At 60.1% G+C, this 11619-nt stretch carries 11 protein-coding genes and 2 tRNA genes; all 13 read right to left on the reverse strand.

The genetic code is table 11. From position 1 onward, the window contains the following. Positions 1-57: 57 nt before the first annotated feature. The 13 genes from C2E25_RS01540 to C2E25_RS01600 all read right to left on the reverse strand — a co-directional run bounded on the left by C2E25_RS01540 (position 58) and on the right by C2E25_RS01600 (position 11344). A tRNA-Met gene (locus tag C2E25_RS01540) sits at positions 58-134 on the reverse strand. A 41-nt stretch (positions 135-175) separates the two neighbouring features. Further along, positions 176-252 (reverse strand) — tRNA-Met (locus tag C2E25_RS01545). A gap of 78 nt (positions 253-330) precedes the next feature. Further along, the gene (locus C2E25_RS01550) at positions 331-1080 is read right to left on the reverse strand and encodes an SPOR domain-containing protein (protein WP_103114056.1); all 750 of its coding nucleotides are present in this window, start codon (positions 1078-1080) and stop codon (positions 331-333) included. An 18-nt stretch (positions 1081-1098) separates the two neighbouring features. Continuing rightward, complete coding sequence (gene argS / locus C2E25_RS01555; protein ID WP_103114057.1) at positions 1099-2763, reverse strand: arginine--tRNA ligase; 1665 nt, start codon at positions 2761-2763, stop codon at positions 1099-1101. Then, positions 2760-2942 carry a hypothetical protein gene (locus C2E25_RS01560; RefSeq protein WP_103114058.1) on the reverse strand — a complete coding sequence of 61 codons (183 nt, stop codon included), beginning with the start codon at positions 2940-2942 and terminating at the stop codon, positions 2760-2762. Before C2E25_RS01560 ends, argS begins: the two co-directional genes overlap by 4 nt. Before the next feature lie 114 nt (positions 2943-3056). Beyond that, entirely contained in the window at positions 3057-3383 is a 327-nt protein-coding gene (locus tag C2E25_RS01565; RefSeq protein WP_103114059.1) for an FtsB family cell division protein, read from the reverse strand. A 5-nt stretch (positions 3384-3388) separates the two neighbouring features. Continuing rightward, positions 3389-5500: an LPS-assembly protein LptD gene (locus C2E25_RS01570; protein ID WP_103114060.1), complete on the reverse strand. Its 2112-nt coding sequence runs from the start codon at positions 5498-5500 to the stop codon at positions 3389-3391. 8 nt (positions 5501-5508) lie between these two features. Further along, positions 5509-6801 (reverse strand): bifunctional folylpolyglutamate synthase/dihydrofolate synthase, encoded by a 1293-nt coding sequence (locus C2E25_RS01575; protein WP_103114061.1) that lies wholly within the window; start codon positions 6799-6801, stop codon positions 5509-5511. A gap of 3 nt (positions 6802-6804) precedes the next feature. After that, on the reverse strand, positions 6805-7656 hold the full coding sequence (gene accD / locus C2E25_RS01580; RefSeq protein ID WP_103114062.1) for an acetyl-CoA carboxylase, carboxyltransferase subunit beta: 852 nt from the start codon (positions 7654-7656) through the stop codon (positions 6805-6807). Positions 7657-7658: 2 nt separating this feature from the next. Then, entirely contained in the window at positions 7659-8447 is a 789-nt protein-coding gene (locus tag C2E25_RS01585; RefSeq protein ID WP_103114063.1) for a 3',5'-cyclic-nucleotide phosphodiesterase, read from the reverse strand. 26 nt (positions 8448-8473) lie between these two features. Then, positions 8474-9277: a tryptophan synthase subunit alpha gene (gene trpA / locus C2E25_RS01590; RefSeq protein ID WP_103114064.1), complete on the reverse strand. Its 804-nt coding sequence runs from the start codon at positions 9275-9277 to the stop codon at positions 8474-8476. A 62-nt stretch (positions 9278-9339) separates the two neighbouring features. Continuing rightward, a complete protein-coding gene (locus tag C2E25_RS01595; RefSeq protein ID WP_103114065.1) occupies positions 9340-10008 on the reverse strand; it encodes a uracil-DNA glycosylase in 669 nt (222 codons plus the stop codon). 70 nt (positions 10009-10078) lie between these two features. Further along, a complete protein-coding gene (locus tag C2E25_RS01600) occupies positions 10079-11344 on the reverse strand; it encodes a DEAD/DEAH box helicase (protein WP_103114066.1) in 1266 nt (421 codons plus the stop codon). Positions 11345-11619 lie beyond the last annotated feature (275 nt).

Genomic DNA, 11619 nt, shown 5'->3' on the forward strand with positions numbered 1-11619 from the left:
GGCAGCCTCGAAACGACGGCAGCCCCCTCCGAAACCGAAGGGGGCTGCTGTCATGGTTGGTGGCGGTGCAGAGATTCGAACTCCGGACACTGCGGATATGAGCCGCATGCTCTAACCAACTGAGCTACACCGCCGTAAACTATGGTCAGCCTTCCATCCCGAAAGGCATTGATTCTGGTTGCGGGGGAGGGATTTGAACCCCCGACCTTCGGGTTATGAGCCCGACGAGCTACCAAACTGCTCCACCCCGCGTCAGAGCTTGGGAATTTACTCGCCCGAAGTGGCAAAGTCAAGATTTTTTTTCGCTCCATCCGCGCCACACACCACGGCTCAGCGTTTGCGCACCAGCGGTGAAAATTTTTCTTCCTTGCGCAATCGTCCGGCGGCCTTATCAGCAAGCCCGCGCTCACTGTACGGTCCGGCGTAAACCCGGTGCCAGATCCCCTTGCTGCCGAGATCGGTCCGTTTGACGAAGGTCACATAGCCCTTGCCGGCCAACCGGTTGCGCAACGCGGTCGCCTGTTCCGCCTTCTGGAAGGAGGCGATCTGCACCACGTAACCAGGCCCCGAAACGGGTGCGGCGGAAGGCATCGTGCGCGGCGCGGGCGCAACCGGTTTCGGCACCACCGCCGGGCGGGCCTGACGAACCGGCCTGGTGGCAGCAGCCCCCTTTTCCGGGAGTGACGACGGCGCGGGTGTTGTCACCGGCGGCAGGTTGATACCACTGCCGAGCGGTTGCTCGCCGCGCGGCAGGGTGTCGTAAAAGGTCAGCTTGTCGGTCGCGCCTTCATCGGCAGCGGCCGGAGCCTGAGTTCCGGAGGACGCATCGGTCGTTGCCGCCGGGGGGGATTGTCCCGCCGCGGGAGTGGACGCCACCCCCGCTGAATTGGCTTTCGGCAGGGACAAGGGCTGATCCATCCGGACAACCGGCGACGGCTCGCGACCGCCACTGCGGCCGACCATGACCCCAAGTGAAAAACTCGCCAGAGACACCACCAGCACCAGCAGCACCAGGATCACCGCCTGTTTACGTTCCATGCGTCGCTGCGTGCGCGAAACAACTCTCTGAGCTTGAGCCATGTTGCCGCCTCCCCTCCCCTACATCCGTTCCGGCGCGCTGACACCCAGCAGCCGCAGGGCGTTTTCGAGGACCTGGCGAACACCGTTGAACAGATAGAGTCTGGCCCGACCGGTTTCGACATCTTCACCCAACACCCGGCAACGATTGTAATAACTGTGAAACATGGCGGCGAGATCCTGCAGATAATAAATAACCCGGTGCGGCTCCAGATTGCGGGCCGCCGTCGCCAATGTTTCGGGATACTGGTACAGCATCTTGGCCAGCGCCAGTTCTTCGGCCCCGGTCAGTCGATCGACATCGGCTTCTCCGACCCCCGGCACCTGCAATCCCTGCTCGGCCGCGTTGCGGTTGATGCTGCAGATCCGGGCATGAGCATACTGGACATAGTAGACCGGGTTGTCATTGCTCTGCTGTTTGGCCAGCTCAAGATCGAAATCGAGTTGGCTGTCGGCTCGCCGCATGAGGAAGAAGAAACGGCAGGCATCCCGGCCGACCTCGTCAACCACCTCACGCAGAGTGACAAACTGGCCGGAACGTTTCCCCATGGACACCGGTTCTCCGCCCCGAAGCAGGTTGACCATCTGAATCATCAACACCTGCAGAGCCTCCGGTTCACGCCCGAGACCGGCCAGCATCGCCTTCATACGCGGAACATAGCCATGGTGATCCGCCCCCCAGACATCGATCACCCGCGAAAAACCACGATCGAATTTTTCCATGTGGTAGGCGACATCCGAGGCAAAATAGGTCGGGCTGCCGTCGGAACGGATCAGCACCCGGTCCTTGTCATCACCGTAGTCGGTGGTCCGCAGCCAGAGGGCGCCATCCTTTTCGAAGGTCAGTCCGAGTTTTTTCAGTTTGCCCAGTTCTTCGGCCACCAGGTCACGCTCGTAGAGGGACGACTCACTGTACCAGTTGTCGAAACGGATGCCGAAACAGGCCAGATCTTCCTCAATTTTACCCAGCAACAGCTTGACGCCATAGGAGCTGCAGATCGGCACCGCCTCGGCTTCCGGCGCATCCACCAGGGCCGGCTGTTCCGCGGCCAGCGAGGCCGCAACTTCACGAATATACTCCCCCTGGTAGCCATCTTCGGGGAAATCAACGGGACAGCCGGCCTGCTCGCGCAACCGCAGCCAGATCGAACGGCCGAGCAGAGTGACCTGGTTGCCGGCGTCGTTGATATAGTATTCGCGCTGCACCTGATGCCCGGCCGCCTCCAGCAGTGAGGCCACGGCATCGCCGACCACCGCGCCGCGGCCATGGCCGATATGCAGTGGCCCGGTGGGATTGGCGCTGACGAATTCGACCTGGATCCTCTCACCACCGGCCTCAGGCGCCAATCCATAGGATCGTCCCCGGCTCAGGACCTGGTCGAGGACCGCGTACCAGCAGCCGCGTTTGAGATGAAAGTTGATGAAACCGGGGCCGGCGATCTCGACCCGTTCCCAGGGACCGTCAACCCGGCCGAGAGCCGCAATCAGGATTTCGGCGATCTTGCGCGGGGCCTTGCGCTCGGCGCGAGCCATGGTCATGGCCACATTGCTGGCGAAATCGCCATGGTCCGGGTTGCCGGGAACCTCGATGGTCCAGCCGGACGGCAACTGGGCGGAATCGAGGGTTCCCTCGGCAAAGCAGGATTCAAGAGCGGTGACAATATGCTTTTCTAGTTGTTTTTTCATTTTTTCCCGGAAAGTTCTGAAGAATCTTCATCGGCATCCTGTGCCGACGACCTGCGCAAGGTGAGATCTTCGCTGAAATCAGGACAATGCAGGCTGACGTCACTGCCCCTATTGAATCGTTTCAGGCAATTCGCCCGCCAGGCACAGACCAGGCAGGTTTTCTGGTTCGGACGGCTCATGGGGCCTCCTTGTTCAAGACCTGAATCAGCGACGAACTGACCCGGTTGAAACGGCAGGACATGTTAGCGCTCCGTCGAGCGGGGTGTCAAGGCAGCCGACCCGTCCCCTGACGATCATTTTTCCGCTGCAGTCCCCGTCTTTCCGGTTGGCGGAAACTGATAGACCAGCTCATCCGGACGAACCATCCCGAGTTTTCGCCTTGCCAGGTCCTCGATTGTGCGCCGATCATTTTTCAACGCTTCGATTTCCCGCCGCAGATGGCGGTTCTCATCACGCAACTGCCCCACCTTGATCCGCAGTTCCTGGCGCTGCTGGTACCCCTTCCACAGACGCAGCACGCCGTTGTCACCCAACAGGGCGAAACCGGCCAGCAGCAGTAGCGGAAGCAACCACCAAAGGGGAAAGCGGAAACGCCGGCGAAATGAAAACGGTTCAGTCATGACTGTCACGGCTGCGTTGCGAGCGGTTCCCTGCGCGACCCGCTACGCCCCAGCCCGCTCAAGGAAAAGGAGAAGAGATACTCGGTATCATCACGGCGGTCACGATAGGTAAAATAAAGACTCCAGCATTGGGAACGATATTCCAGATCAACAACCTTTTCCAGGCTCCCGCCGCCGCCGGAAAAATTGTAGCGTTGCTGATAATTGACATAGAGCGGTTTCAAAACAGAGAGATCAATTTCAGCACGGGCGTAATCAACCGTCCCTTCGCGATAACGATAACCGATCTGCAGTCCATTGCCACGGCCGTCACGATAACGACCATCGACATTGAAGGTGGTGAAGCCACGTGTATCCCGATTGGGATCGAACCGCGCGTCGATATCAAGCAGGCTTTTGCGGGTCGGCCGCAGAATCAGTTCGCTGCGCAGAGACGAAAAGGGCCGCCGCTCATCAACCGGGTTGAGCAGCTCCCGCCGTGACTCTCCGATATCGTACTCCTGTGTGAGACGCAGATAAAGGAATTCATGGTAAACGGGGTCGGCGCCGGGCGATTCAATCCGGGCAACCAGCCGATTGGTGAGACCGTAGCTGAGACGGTTGACCGCTTCGATCCGGTCGAGAGAATCGAACTCCGGCAGATGTGACTGATCCTCGTCAGGAACGAAAGTATAAGCCAGATCGGTTTCAATGCTGTGTCGAATCCGGGTCACCAGTTTTCCCGACAACGGAAAAACCCGGTAAAGGGTGGTCGAAATGCGGGTTTTGAAATCATAGATGCCGCTGTCTTCGTACCCCGGCCCTTCTTTGGACGTCCAGTAATGGCTGCGGGTATAGCCTATTTCCGGCTGGATCTCGATGATGTCCCCCGGCTGCCAGACCACCGACAGCGCCGGCCGCCCCTGCAACCGTTCCCCCTTGAGGCCTCTCCGCCGCCAGAAGTAGGTACTTGCCCCGGCAAATTCCGCGTAGACGGGCAAGGAACCAAGCCGCTGCTGCATGGCTTCGAAACGAACCTCGGGGAGTCGCTGCAGGGTCTGGTCGTTATTTTTCTGCAGGTCCTTGGTGTACTTGACCTGGGTCGTCAGATTGAACTTGTTCCAGTTGCGGTTGACACTGATTGTCGTATCAACCTTGTCCTTGTTGTACTCCCCGGAGACCTTGCCGAAATCTTCGAAATAGTCACGACTGCTGACATACTCGGCATCGGCTTTCAACCGCCACTGATACGGCAGCATGCCGTCGTGATTCCATTTGCCGGCATAGCGGCTGTCAGCCCCCTTGACCCCGTTGATATGGTAGAGGTCGAGATCACCGACATTGCCGCCACTGAACACGTAACGATATTCCGCCCCTTTGCCGAGGCCGAGATCGGAGAGCCAGTCAAGGTAAAAAGTGGCATCCTGGTTACGGGCGATGGCCCAGTAGAAGGGGATCGAAATCTGGGTGCCCCGTTTCTGCGAATAACCCCCACTCGGTATCAGGAACCCGCTTTCACGTTTCTGTTTGACCGGGTAAATCAGGTAGGGCGTGTAGAGGATCGGGATATCGCGCAGATAGAAAACCGCATCGTGCCCCTTGGCGTAACCATCGACAGTTACCTCCAGGTCGCGGGCCGAGAAATGCCAGTCGGGGTTGTCACCGTCACAGGTGGTAAAACTTCCGCGGGTGAGAAGGTAGGTTTTCTGGTCGATCTTCTCAATCTCCTCACCGGCAACATGAAAGTTCTGCTCCCGGATCAGTAATTTCCCCTTTTCCAGGCGACCTCGGCCGGAACGAAGGTTGAGTCGTAGTGACTCGCCCTGGACCTCTCCTTCCGGGCTGCTGATGCTCACCTTGCCGCTGGCCGTGACCTCCGTCGTCTGCGGATTGACCCTGACCGACTCGGAACGCAGCGTTATCGGACCGGACGTGATACGTACCGCGCCGTCCGCCTGGTAGGTTCCGCTCTGCTGGTCAAACTCCAGCCGGTCGGCCTCGATGTCGATGGGCTGGTTTTTCAACTGATCAAGGGCGCCGACAGCCGACACAGTCTCCTCCGATTGAGGATCGGCGGCCGCCACGGGACGACCGGGCAACAGCGACAGCAAAAAAAGCAGCAGCAGAACCGAACGCATCGATACCCTCAACAATCCGAAGAAACAGTCAATACATAGTTATCGGCGCGACACAGTTCTGTCCGCGCCTCGGCGACCAGGAACAGGGAGCCGGCCACCAGCACCCCCTTCTCACTGCCGGGGCTTTCAAGGGCCGCCCGCAACGCCTCGGCAACCGAAGCAAAAACATCCGCGGGCAGACCGGAGGCCCGGAGGTGTTCGACGATCTCCCGGGGCGCAACGCTCGGCTGGCCGGCCAGGGGAGCGATGCAGCAGGAGCGGCAGAAGGGGGCCAGCAGCGAGAGGATTTCGCCGCAGTCCTTGTCCGCCTTGAATGCCGTAACCAGAACCAGTTCGTCCAGTCCCTCGGCAGCGAGATAGTCGGCCAGGCTGCGGGCACCGGCAGGGTTGTGGGCACCATCGAGCAGAACCGGCCCCCGTCCCCGCCAGAGTTCAATCCGACCGGGCCAGGTCAGTCTCTTCAGGGCGGCGGAAAAGAGGCGAGGGTCAAGAGCACAGCCCATTTCAGTCAGTTGTTCAGCAGCCGCCAGGGCGAGTCCGAGGTTGTCACACTGGTGGGCGCCGGGCAGGGCCTGCGGCAAGTCAGTCAGCCGCCAGTTGCGACCGGAGAAATGGATGCTTCGCGGGGAACAGGACGCGACCCGCCAATCCACCCCGGCAATGCGCAATGGGGCGGCAAGACGCACGGCGCGCTGCAGGACAACCCGCATCGCCTCGGGAGTCTGCCGGGCACTGAGGACCGGCACTGACGGTTTCATGATTCCCGCCTTTTCCATAGCAATCGCCGTCAATCCTTCCCCCAGGTAGGCCTGGTGATCAAGGGCGATCGGTGTCAGCAGACAAAGCTGCGGATGCACCGCATTGGTGGCGTCAAGCCGCCCGCCGAGACCGGTTTCGAGGACCACCCAGTCGACCCGGCAACGCTGAAAATAGAGCAGCGCCAGCACCGTCGTAAACTCGAAGAAGGTGACCGGAATGCCGACCGCGACTGACTTCAACTCCGCCGTCAGTGCCGCGACTTCGGACTCCGGGATCGGCGTCCCCGCGATCTGGATGCGTTCGGTAAAGGAATGCAGATGGGGCGAGGTATACAGCCCGACCCTCAGGCCGCTGCTGCCGAGCAGGGCGGCAAGGGCACAGGCGGTCGAACCCTTGCCGTTGGTTCCGGCGAGGTGCACGATTGACAGCGAATGCTGCGGATTCCCCACCCGCCTCAGCAGTTCCTTAACATTGTCAAGCCCGAGCTTGATGCCGAACTGCTGCAGGCCGTAGAGGTAATCCAGGCTGCGGCGGTAATCCACCGCTCAGCTCTTGGTGAAGATCCGCAGGATCTGCGCCAGGCGTGCCTTCATTTCCTGGCGCTGGACAATCATGTCGACCATGCCGTGTTCAAGTAGAAATTCGGAGCGTTGAAACCCGTCCGGAAGCTGTTGGCGGATGGTCTGTTCAATGACCCGCGGACCGGCAAAACCGATCAGCGCCTTCGGTTCAGCCATATTGATGTCGCCGAGCATGGCAAAGCTCGCCGTCACGCCACCGGTGGTCGGATCGGTAAGAACTGAAATAAATGGAACACCTTCGGCCTTGAGCTTGGCCAGCACGGCGCTGGTCTTGGCCATCTGCATCAGGGAGAGAATGCTCTCCTGCATCCGCGCGCCACCGGACGAAGAAAAGATAATGACCGGGCACTTCAACTCCAGCCCCTTCTCCATGATCCGGGTGATTTTCTCGCCCACCACCGAACCCATGCTGCCGCCCATGAAGCTGAAATCAAAGACTCCGACGGCGACCGGCAGACCCTCGATGGCGCCCGTTCCACAGACAATGGCATCCCCCCCCCCGGCCTTGGCCAGGGCGGCCTTGATGCGTTCCTTGTATTTCTTCGAGTCCTTGAAACCGAGAAAATCAACCGACTGCATGCCAGCATCGACCTCCTCGAAGGAACCGCCGTCAAGCACCAGGTCGATCCGCGCCCGCGCGGAAATGCGGAAATGGTAATCGCATTTCGGGCAGACGTTCAGATTGCGCTCGATCTCCTTGGTATAGATGATCTCATCGCAGTTTTTACACTTGGTCCAGACACCTTCGGGCATCTGAACCTTTTTCGCCTCAACCGCCCCGGTCAGGGGCTTTTTCTTTCTCTTGAACCAGGCCATGGTTACCTCGCAGCACGCACAGAACCGGCGAAATAGAAGGCTTCGCCCCCCTTGAGAACTTCCAGTTGAAGGTCTCCCAAGGCGGCCAGTTCGGCTTCAACTTCAGCCAGAAACTGGGGTTTTACATGGAAAATTTTGACGGGAACATCCGGACGGCCAAACTTGGCAAGTTCACTCCTGAGCATCGCCGGAGTCAGGTGACCGCTGGCAATCGCAAGCTCACGAAGCCGGTCCGGAAATGAGGTTTCGATAAACGCCAGCAACAGATCACGACACCCTCTGCCGAGCTGCCAGATGGCTTCGGTCGTCGTGGTATCCCCGGAGAAGAGAACCGAACCGGCATCACCATGGAGCAGATAGCCGGCGGTGAAGACCGGGTGGCTGGTTCGAGCCCACTCGACCCGATAACCGGCGATTTCAGTTCCACCCGCCTCATTGAGAGGACAGAACTGCAGGGCCGGCGCGGCGGCCTGCGGCAGGCGCGAAAAGTCGGGCCAGACCTCACCATTGAAGAGATTGCGGCGCAGGCTTTCCAGCACGACAGCAGGGCCCCAAACCCGCAACGGGGTTTCGCGCAGGGTCAGGACATTGTCAACCAGAAAAGCAAGGTCGACCATATGATCGAGATGGCCGTGAGTCAGCAGCACATCGTCAATGGCAGCCTGTTCTTCCAGGGGAAGAATGGCGGTCACGGTTCCGGCGTCGAGCAACAGCCGCCCGTCAAGCAGCAGGCTGCTGGTATTGAAGCCGGGCAGGCGCGATCCGAAACTGCCTAAGACACGTATCTCCATGAATTCCCCGTGGACCGCCCCGAGCTTCAGGTGGCCCGGTCAACTCCCTGGCGCAGGGCGGCGATGAATTCCGCGACCCGCTCCGGCAGTTCGGGTGATTTGCCATATTCGGCAATAATTTTGACCAACGCGCTGCCGACCACCACCGCATCGGCAAAAGCAGCCACCGCTTCCGCGTCGCTCGGCGAGGTGATACCGAAACCGACCGCAACCGGAACCCTGCTTTCGCGGCGCAACGCGGCGACGTCTGCGGCAATCGCCTGAGGATCGACATGCTGAGTACCGGTGACGCCGGTCATCGAAACATAATAGAGATAACCTTCGCCGGCGGCAGCCAGTTGCCGACGACGTTCCGGGGGGCTGGTCGGGGCCAGCAGCGTTATCAGGTTGATCTGCCTGCGGCGCAGAGCTCCATGGATTTCTCCCGCCTCTTCCGGCGGCAGGTCGACCAGCAACAGGCCATCCACCCCGGCGGCGGCGGCATCCGCGGCAAAGGCGTCGATGCCATAACGCAGCACCGGGTTGTAATACCCCATCAGCACAATCGGCGTGTTGGTGTGTTGCCGCACCCGACTCACCAGCTGCAGAATCGCCCCAAGAGTCACGCCACCGGCCAGGGCCCTCTCTGAAGCGGCCTGAATCGTCGGTCCGTCCGCCATCGGATCGGAAAACGGAATCCCCAGCTCAATGACATCGGCCCCATTCTCAACCAGAGAGTGCAACAACGTCTCGGTGGTCGCCATATCAGGATCGCCGGCGGTCACAAAGGGTACCAGTGCCTTGCGGCCCTGTTTTTTCAGTTTAGCAAATGTTTCGGCAATCCGTCCCATGCTTTACCCGTTTTCCATTCAAATTCTGCCAGTCTAATCGAACGACGATGCCTTTTCAACCGTTATCCCGCCAGGCGTCGCACCGTCTGCAGCAGGTCCTGAAACATGGCAACCGTCAGACGACCGGTCTGAATATTATAGCGGCTGGTGTGATAGCTGCCGACCAGGCTCGGCGCTCCTGCAAAGGGATAAACAACACCATGCCCGAAGGGATAATCACCGAGACGTTCGACAAACCCCCACGCCTTATAGGCCTGCAGCAGGGAACGGAAAGCATCTCCTCCAAGGGCGACCACCACCCGCAACCGCGGCAGGGCGGCAAGCTCATTCAGCAGAAAACCGCGACAGGCATGAAATTCATCGGCCCGCGGTTTATTTCCCGGCGGCAGGCACTTGACGGCATTGGTCAGATAGAGATCATGCAACCGCAGGCCGTCATTCGCCGCCACCGCCTGGGGCTGATTGCTGAACCCCGCCTGGTGCAGCAACGGGTACATGAAGTCACCGGCACCGTCCCCGGTGAAGGGGCGTCCGGTCCGATTGGCCCCGTGCGCCCCGGGCGCCAGTCCGACCAGGCAGACACGTGCCCGGCGGTCACCGAATCCGGGCACCGGCCGGTTCCAGTAATCACTTCGACTGAGACCTTGGCGGGGTGGGAGATCACCGAGCAACTGCACCAGGCGCGGGCAACACCGGCAGCTCAACAGACCGGGGAGTTCAGCACCGAGCATCATCATCTCCTGGCAACCCGATCCAGTGGAACAGTGCCGGATCTGGTGGGCGGACAATGGTCATTGTCCGTCAGGATCCGCTCTTCGAACCGCGCGGTTTCTGCCGGGGGTGTCGTCTGGACCGACGCCGCTTTTCACCTTCGGTCGGTCGTCCCTTCTGCGGCGGCTTCTTGCGCGGCGCCGGCCGCTTGTAATTCCAGACCAGCTGATCATCCTCGGGAAAGGTGCTGGGAATCTTCTGTCCCAGGTATTCCTCGATGTCGGCCAGGTAAAAAACCAGCTCTTCATCAGCCAGGGTGATCGCCTTCCCCATCGCTCCGGCACGCGCGGTCCGACCGATGCGATGAACATAATCCTCCGGATCCTGCGGCAGATCGTAATTGACAACGTGACTGACATCCTCGACGTGGATGCCGCGGGACGCGACATCGGTCGCAACCAGGAAATTCAACCGTCCGGCCTTGAAATCGTCAAGGATACGCATCCGTTTGCGCTGCACGATGTCACCGGAAATAACCGCCGCCCTGCAGTCGTTGGCCTTGAGCTTGTCGGCCAGATGTTCCGCCTCGCGCTTGGTATTGACAAACAACAGGGTGCGCTGGGGCTGTTCCTGCCGGATCAGCCCCAGCAGCAGGGGGAATTTCTCCCGGCGGGTCACATGATAGAGAATCTGCTCAACCCGGTCGACGGTCATCTTCTCCGGCTCGATGCGAACCTTTTCGGCAATATCCATGAACTCGTAGGCCAGCTCCATCACCCGCTGGCTGAGGGTCGCCGAAAAGAGCATGGTCTGGCGTTTTTCATAGGACGGCAGCTTGCGCAACAGAAAACGCAGGTCACGGATGAAGCCCATGTCAAACATCCGGTCGGCCTCGTCGATGATCACCGCCTCGATCCGGTCGAGGGCGAAGACCTTCTGTTTGTAGTAATCGATCAAACGCCCCGGTGTCGCCACAATCACGTCGACGCCGTTGCGCAGCGCCTGTCGCTGTTTTTCATAATCGACACCGCCGAAAATCGGTTGCACCTTGAATGGACAACCGCTGCCGAGTCCTTCGGCATCGGCGCAGATCTGCACCACCAGCTCCCGGGTCGGGGCGATGATCAGGGCGCGCGGGTTGGCGGTGGTCCGTCCCCCGCTGCGCAGCAGACGGGTAAAGAGCGAGATCAGGAAGGCGGCGGTCTTGCCGGTTCCGGTCTGGGCCTGGGCTGCGACATCCTTGCCGGCCAGCGCCAGCGGGATGGACTGTTCCTGCACCGGGGTCAGTTCGCTGAAACCGACAGCGTTGATCCCCTGCAGCACTTCGGCCGGCAGGTCGAGTTCGGTAAATTTCATAAGCTCCTGGTTCCGGATGTTGCGGATCACCGCGACTGCGGGATCTGGCATCCTGTTGATGAACGTACCCGCCATAAATGGCGAGGTCTGCGAAATCCGGCCGATAAACAATCAGTCCCGGATGAAAACCTTAGCTGGGTGCTGAAAAAATCGTTCCCCGGGCTGAGCAAAAATATCCAGATGTAAGGCGTCCGCACACCCGCGGAATAAGGCGTACCGGAAGGTACGTCGTTGACGCGGGGGAAGGACAACGCAGCAGACGGACGTTTTTCATC

The sequence above is a fragment of the Geothermobacter hydrogeniphilus genome, assembly GCF_002898515.1.
Taxonomy (GTDB): Bacteria; Desulfobacterota; Desulfuromonadia; order Desulfuromonadales; family Geothermobacteraceae; genus Geothermobacter_A.

Bases quoted from the DNA above. Each gene is read 5' to 3' on its own strand.
- C2E25_RS01565 (WP_103114059.1), bottom strand. From the start codon at position 3,383: ATGACTGAACCGTTTTCATTTCGCCGGCGTTTCCGCTTTCCCCTTTGG.
- C2E25_RS01550 (WP_103114056.1), bottom strand. From the start codon at position 1,080: ATGGCTCAAGCTCAGAGAGTTGTTTCGCGCACGCAGCGACGCATGGAA.
- C2E25_RS01570 (WP_103114060.1), bottom strand. From the start codon at position 5,500: ATGCGTTCGGTTCTGCTGCTGCTTTTTTTGCTGTCGCTGTTGCCCGGT.
- C2E25_RS01595 (WP_103114065.1), bottom strand. From the start codon at position 10,008: ATGCTCGGTGCTGAACTCCCCGGTCTGTTGAGCTGCCGGTGTTGCCCG.
- C2E25_RS01560 (WP_103114058.1), bottom strand. From the start codon at position 2,942: ATGAGCCGTCCGAACCAGAAAACCTGCCTGGTCTGTGCCTGGCGGGCG.
- C2E25_RS01600 (WP_103114066.1), bottom strand. From the start codon at position 11,344: ATGAAATTTACCGAACTCGACCTGCCGGCCGAAGTGCTGCAGGGGATC.
- argS (WP_103114057.1), bottom strand. From the start codon at position 2,763: ATGAAAAAACAACTAGAAAAGCATATTGTCACCGCTCTTGAATCCTGC.
- C2E25_RS01585 (WP_103114063.1), bottom strand. From the start codon at position 8,447: ATGGAGATACGTGTCTTAGGCAGTTTCGGATCGCGCCTGCCCGGCTTC.
- accD (WP_103114062.1), bottom strand. From the start codon at position 7,656: ATGGCCTGGTTCAAGAGAAAGAAAAAGCCCCTGACCGGGGCGGTTGAG.
- trpA (WP_103114064.1), bottom strand. From the start codon at position 9,277: ATGGGACGGATTGCCGAAACATTTGCTAAACTGAAAAAACAGGGCCGC.